At 47.3% G+C, this 5,793-nt stretch carries 5 protein-coding genes; all 5 read right to left on the bottom strand.

Going from position 1 to position 5,793, the window contains the following annotated elements; translation table 11 throughout:
- Positions 1 to 307 precede the first annotated feature (307 nt).
- Positions 308 to 1,186, bottom strand: coding sequence for a nucleotidyltransferase-like protein (locus ACE41H_RS24920; RefSeq protein WP_375358268.1), 879 nt, complete (start codon positions 1,184 to 1,186; stop codon positions 308 to 310).
- A gap of 134 nt (positions 1,187 to 1,320) precedes the next feature.
- The gene (locus ACE41H_RS24915) at positions 1,321 to 3,027 is read right to left on the bottom strand and encodes a glycosyl hydrolase family 18 protein (protein ID WP_375358270.1); all 1,707 of its coding nucleotides are present in this window, start codon (positions 3,025 to 3,027) and stop codon (positions 1,321 to 1,323) included.
- Positions 3,028 to 3,148: 121 nt separating this feature from the next.
- Positions 3,149 to 3,568: a peroxide-responsive transcriptional repressor PerR gene (gene perR / locus ACE41H_RS24910; RefSeq protein ID WP_375358269.1), complete on the bottom strand. Its 420-nt coding sequence runs from the start codon at positions 3,566 to 3,568 to the stop codon at positions 3,149 to 3,151.
- Positions 3,569 to 3,639: 71 nt separating this feature from the next.
- Positions 3,640 to 4,974 carry a DUF4097 family beta strand repeat-containing protein gene (locus ACE41H_RS24905; protein ID WP_375358267.1) on the bottom strand — a complete coding sequence of 445 codons (1,335 nt, stop codon included), beginning with the start codon at positions 4,972 to 4,974 and terminating at the stop codon, positions 3,640 to 3,642.
- Between the two features lie 4 nt (positions 4,975 to 4,978).
- The gene (locus ACE41H_RS24900) at positions 4,979 to 5,569 is read right to left on the bottom strand and encodes a hypothetical protein (protein ID WP_375358266.1); all 591 of its coding nucleotides are present in this window, start codon (positions 5,567 to 5,569) and stop codon (positions 4,979 to 4,981) included.
- Between the last annotated feature and the right edge of the window lie 224 nt (positions 5,570 to 5,793).

The following is a 5,793-nucleotide window of genomic DNA, read 5'->3' as shown; positions in this document are numbered from 1 at the left end:
AACCTACTCACTCGTTGTTCAGTTTTCAAAGATCAAACACTTGCTTTTCATCATCACCGCATCTCAGCGGCGACTTTTATAATATATCATAGCCTTTCACATTACGTCAACAACTTTTTTTATTCTTTTTTCACGCATGTAAGTTGTTGTTATGTTTAATCCGTAATAACGCAAAGGCGAATTTTAATTTAACATGTATTTTGCTGAACAGTCAACCTTTTATTCAGCTTAATCTTTCAACCCGCAATCCCTTATAAAAACAAAAGAGAGCCGTTCCATATTAACAGCCCTCTCCTCATTTAATTAACTAATTGGCTGTATAACACAGCTCTCTTGCATATTCATTGGAAAACGCTCTCCGCACCGTGGTTTCTTTAATATAAGAACGGTAAACCAGCTTGCGCAGAACCAAAGGAAGCTCGAACTGAACATGTTTCAATTCCGGATGATTAAGCAGTTCATGCATTGACCATGGTTCGCTGCGGCTCCGGAGTATTTTAAACAGCAGAGCGGAACAATCCGCCATCTTGGACATGACCGAAAATTCGCAGGCCAGCAAAACAAGCTCAATCCGCTGTTCTACTGTCTCGGTACTGATAATCAGCTCTTCATACAGCTTATAGACCGATTTGTCCATTGAGCGGACCTGATTCAGCACATTTTGAGATGGCATGATGCCGCGTTCGATGACCTCGATACTTGCCCAGTGCTGAAGAGCCTTAAGAACACTATGATAAGCATCAAGCACAGAGCCTTCCTTAAGATACCTTTTGGCATTCACATAATCTTTAAGAAAACGAGCAAACTCATGGAAAAGCTTCTGTTCACGCATTTGACCGTCAAATTCCCTGATTTCCTGACGCAGGAGTTGTATCTTGTTGCCAGCTTCCCAAATAATATCACCTTCCAGCAAGTAATACACCAGATCATACTGTTCTCCGTCAATCAGCCAATACCAGATACACGATAAAGAAGCGCAAAGGATCTGGCACCGCAGTTCTCCAATCTTTACGTGCTTAAGCGGTCTCTCCGGTGTGTCAGACTCACAAACAATCAATATAAATGCTTCAAAATCATGAATTATAGACCCTACAAAGTGATTCCCTGACTTTCGATATGCTATGGCACCGATGGCATCCTTCTCTAACAAATCAACGGACAGCAAATCCAAACTAGTTAACTGCACGTCACCCTCCATAACAATGAAGCGGACACACCGCTATATAAAAGTTTTATAATAATATTCTACACACGCACCCCATTTCCTTCTTAACCAAGCAGACTTAACTTCAAACTGGAACATGTATTCCTGCAAAATTTTTACTTTGTATTGAACGTTTTCAGCACATCCCAGGCATCATCACTTGCAAAATTGCGATTCCAAACACCGATGCCCCCCAATTGAAGGGATTGTGCAAGCTTCACTCTGGCCTTCAATGAGCTCTTATCTTCCAGCCATATTTTTTTGGGCACACCGTCCTCTTCATATTCAACATAGTTCTGTTGTTCTTTCTCCAAAAACTGAGGCTTAAGCTTATGTTCCTTCAAAATTTCGGCCGCGCTCTCCATGCCGATGGCTTTGGAGCTTACTTTAGTCTCCCCGTCCTTCTCCTCCTCAGACCATACCCGTGTATACAGAGGAATACCCAGCACTAATTTTTCAGGCGGAACGCCATCCTCGTCAATAATCCGTCTAACCGAGGTCTCAGTCCATGGAAGGGAAGCCACCGATCCAGCTTCTGGGCTGGATGCCCAATGTTCATCATACGCCATTATCATCATATAATCCGTGATTTTCCCTAAAGAAGCACGATCCAGAAATACCGACCATAGCTCGCTATCGGATTTTGGGGTTACATCAATCGACAAAATCAGATCATTGGCCCGCGCCAGCGGCTTCAGTTCTCTTATGAATTGGGTCACATTGGCCCCATCCTTGGTATACACATTTTCAAAATCGATATTAATGCCATCGAGCTCATACTGCTTGGCTAAAGCGATGGTCTTCTGGATGATCCCCATACGCCGTTCATACGTGGATAAAGCGCCGGAGGTGATATCCGGATCAAAACCGTTGCTGAGCAGCCCCCACACCTCCATACCGCGATGATGCGCCCACAACACATATTGCGGATCCGCATTATCTTCGATCTCTCCCTCTTCACTTGCGATGCTGAACCAGGTCGGACTCACCACATTGACTCCCGGGAGCGAACCAATACTGGAAGTGTCAGGATTGCGCGAATATACCGCTTCCCAAGCCAGATTTACAGCTTTGCCTTTCCACTTCTTCTCCGACACAGACAAGCTCTCTTCCCCCGCATTCACCTTTCGCGTTCCATCCAGGGTGACATGATCCGACTGTACATACCCTGTATAACCGTTATCCAATTGGGCGTAGTACCAGCCGTTCTCCCGCTTCCATAACTGTAATGCCGTCCCTTGGGTCATATCCTCTACTATAGGAGCATAGTTGGATGGCCTTGTCCGCAGTGCAACACTGGAACTGCGTCCCTGCACCTGCACTTTGCCAAGGTCCACACTTTCCCCCGCCCTCATAAGCATGACCGCCCCGGTCGTGGTATCCTCCTGCATTTCAGTGCCGTAAATCTCCTCAACCGAATCATACGGCACGTATATCTCATTGTTGATTTCGGCAACTGCCCTGCCGGGCTTATATGCCTCCCCGTTCAGCTCCCCTTTTTCCTGCTCCTCGGACAGATAAAGAACCTGCTGGCGAGTAGCCATAACTACCGATTCTGTGCTTGCTTCGTAACGCACGGAATCATCAATAAATTCTTCTATAAACGAAAGCGGCAGCATCAGATTTTCCCCTGTGCCCTCCGCTGTATACTCTGTTATTTTTCCTTGAATAAAAATAGGCTTGTCCGGCTGCCAATCCGGTTTTTCGTGCAGTGGATTCCCCCACCATAATACCGCTGCTGTGCAGGCACCCGCTGCAATCAACAGTAAACCGACAATTCCTTTACGCCCCTGCCGCTGTCTATGCCTATCTTTCCGCTTCATTCTGGACAAAAATAATCCCCCATCTGATCACAGTGTCGCATATAGCAGTGAAAATAAAAAACGTGCGAAAATTCATTCAAACATGAATTTCCACACGTTTCATTTTAAGGGAAGCTGGTGTCTACCTGCAAGATTTGCATAGTCCATGCAGTTCAAGCCTGTGTCCATGGACTTCAAAGCCCGTTTCCTCAGCCGCGAACTTCTCTACATCCAGCAGGGAAGGGTAGCCGAAATCCTCAATCTTGCCGCATTTCTCACACACAATATGATAATGGTCCGATATATTGGCATCATAACGGCTGGAGTTGTCTCCATACGTCAATTCATGTACCATACCCGCTTCAAGGAAGACCTTCAGATTGTTATATACTGTTGCAACGCTCATGCTTGGAAACTGAGGCTCCAACGCGCGATAGATTTCGTCAGCCGTAGGGTGCCCCATGGATTCCATTAAATAATTCAATATCGCATGGCGCTGGGGCGTTATGCGTACACCGGTATTTTTCAATTGTCGCAACGCATGCTCGACACGTGTTGCCATCATGCCCACCGCCTTAATTTGTTCCTGATCCTAGGTATTAAAGACATTGTAAAGTGAACCCAAGATTTTTGTCAACGCGGCGTTCCTGCTTCCTCCGGCGTCTCAAGAGAAGGTGCGAGCTCAGGCTGTGACATCTCAGAGGAACGCACCGTAAGATCACTGTTGCCTTCCACCAGCAAGCTATACTGTCCATCGCCAACCTGTCCGGACACCTTCTTCCCATCCACCTCAAAGGGAACATCAGCAAAAATATCGCCGTAGCTGCTTGAGCCCTCCAGCCGGAAGCTTCCGAGAACAGGCAAACGAAGTGTAATATCTCCTACTGCGCTATATATATTCCAGTTGCCACCAATCCTGTTGGATTGTACCGCGATACCCCCATTCAATGAGCTGGCATCCACATTCCATGAGGCGCCGTTGATGCCGATATTGCCATTTTTGGTATCAACCTTAATATCCCCTTCCGTTCTGGCAGCCTGAATGTCACCGACGAGCGTATTCAGCGTGGTTGAGCCCGAAATATCTCCCGCAAGCATATTGCCGCGGTTGGTACTCATTTCCATATTACCCGTAACCCCATGGACATTAACCGTCCCGTTTAACGTCGTTCCCCGTATATCCCCTATCACATCGTTGACCGCAAGGCTGCCGTTGCCGCTTTGCAAGGATATGGAATGGATCGCATTTACTCCGGTTAGCGTTATGTCTCCGTTAGATGTCCGAATGTCCATATCGAAACGGCGGTCCTCCGGCAGTACGATCTCCATATTCATCAGCGGCTGCCTTTTGCCAGATGCCCCATACCCTTGCGCCGACGTCCAGATCCGAATCGTATTGCCATTTGTAGCTTGCAGCGAAGAGGCTTCAGCAATCGCCCTGGCTTCCTCCGCAGTCACTTGATCAACCCACATCGTGGTGTGAACCTCCACATCCTGAACCGCTGCTTTGCGTACAGTAATATCCCCGTTGACCCCCTCGACCAGCAGCTCCGACGTCTGCATTCCGACTGGTACAAGCACACTGCCTTTATCCATGCGGTTGCCTTTCTCCTCACTAAAGTCCATGGACGCAGCAGTCAGATTAAGGCTGACCCTATTCCATAAATACATGTAATGCTCCTGCTGGGTTACTATAAAAACGGAAGCACACAGGAGCACCGACAGCAGCAAGCCTTTTAGATCGAGTCTGAAAAGCCGTTTCCTTTTATTTAAAACATCCGATCTGCGTACAGTTCGCCAGCAAAAAAGAAAATATTCCAGCCCCAGGCCTACGAAGAGCAAAGGCCACCATGTCAGCAATTCCATCATATAGTCAGTGCCCTGCATCAGATCTGTAAATAACAAAGCCCCCACGGATAGAAGAAGAAGGGAGGCGGTGTACCGCCCTACTCTGATTTTACGCTGCATAGCGTTATGTCCCTCCTTTCCGGGAGGACCTGCCCCGCCGGAGGGATACCCCAAGCTCACGGACAAACATGAGGACTCCAATGATAACCAGCAAAAAAGCCAACAGATAAAATCCGTAGTCTGCAAAAAAATACTCCAGCCAGCGTGGTCTCATCCGGAAAAGAATCATCAAGGCTCCACCCGCTACCAGCAGCAAGGAAAACAAAATTCCCGTTTCCCACACCTCGTACCGGTTTCGTTCCTGCCCGGACTGACTGTGAATCGTGACCCGCCGGGGTTTGCGTTTATGAAGAATAATATAATCTGCCGACTGAAGCGCATCATAGACGTTATAAAAATAAAGAACAGGAATGAACATACCCAATAGAACAAGCAGCGGCACATTGATCCGCATCACTGCTGAGGATACGTACAGCATGGCTGAAATATCCAGAAGCAGCAGCAGAATAAAAGTTACACCCCTGATAAACTGCCCCATAAAGAGATGACCCGCCCCTGGAAGCAAGGCAGCCAGTACGACAGCGGCAAGCTTCCGCAAGCGCGGCCGCAGCTTTCTCGTCCGCTGTGTATGATTCCGTGAAATCTCGGGATTCATAGCAACCTCCTGGGCTTCTTTCTTGTGATATCAGGAAGCCGTTTCTACGGATTTTTACTTTCCGATACTTTAAAATAGTACCCTATTCCGTTCTGTGAGTAACTGGCAAAAATCTGGGACAAGCCAAAAAAAGACCCCGCTTCTGCGGAGGCCACTGAAAAAGTCCCTAAAGTCCAAAAAGAGACAACTTCTCATTTTTATGAGGAGGTTGTCTCTTTTTTTCG

The organism is Paenibacillus enshidis (assembly GCF_042136365.1).
In the GTDB taxonomy this organism is placed as follows: Bacteria; Bacillota; Bacilli; order Paenibacillales; family Paenibacillaceae; genus Paenibacillus; species Paenibacillus enshidis.
This window is presented reverse-complemented; position numbering and strand designations above follow the sequence as displayed.

Coding starts and splice junctions, on each gene's coding strand:
- ACE41H_RS24915 (WP_375358270.1), bottom strand. CDS start 3,027: ATGAAGCGGAAAGATAGGCATAGACAGCGGCAGGGGCGTAAAGGAATT.
- perR (WP_375358269.1), bottom strand. CDS start 3,568: ATGGCAACACGTGTCGAGCATGCGTTGCGACAATTGAAAAATACCGGT.
- ACE41H_RS24905 (WP_375358267.1), bottom strand. CDS start 4,974: ATGCAGCGTAAAATCAGAGTAGGGCGGTACACCGCCTCCCTTCTTCTT.
- ACE41H_RS24900 (WP_375358266.1), bottom strand. CDS start 5,569: ATGAATCCCGAGATTTCACGGAATCATACACAGCGGACGAGAAAGCTG.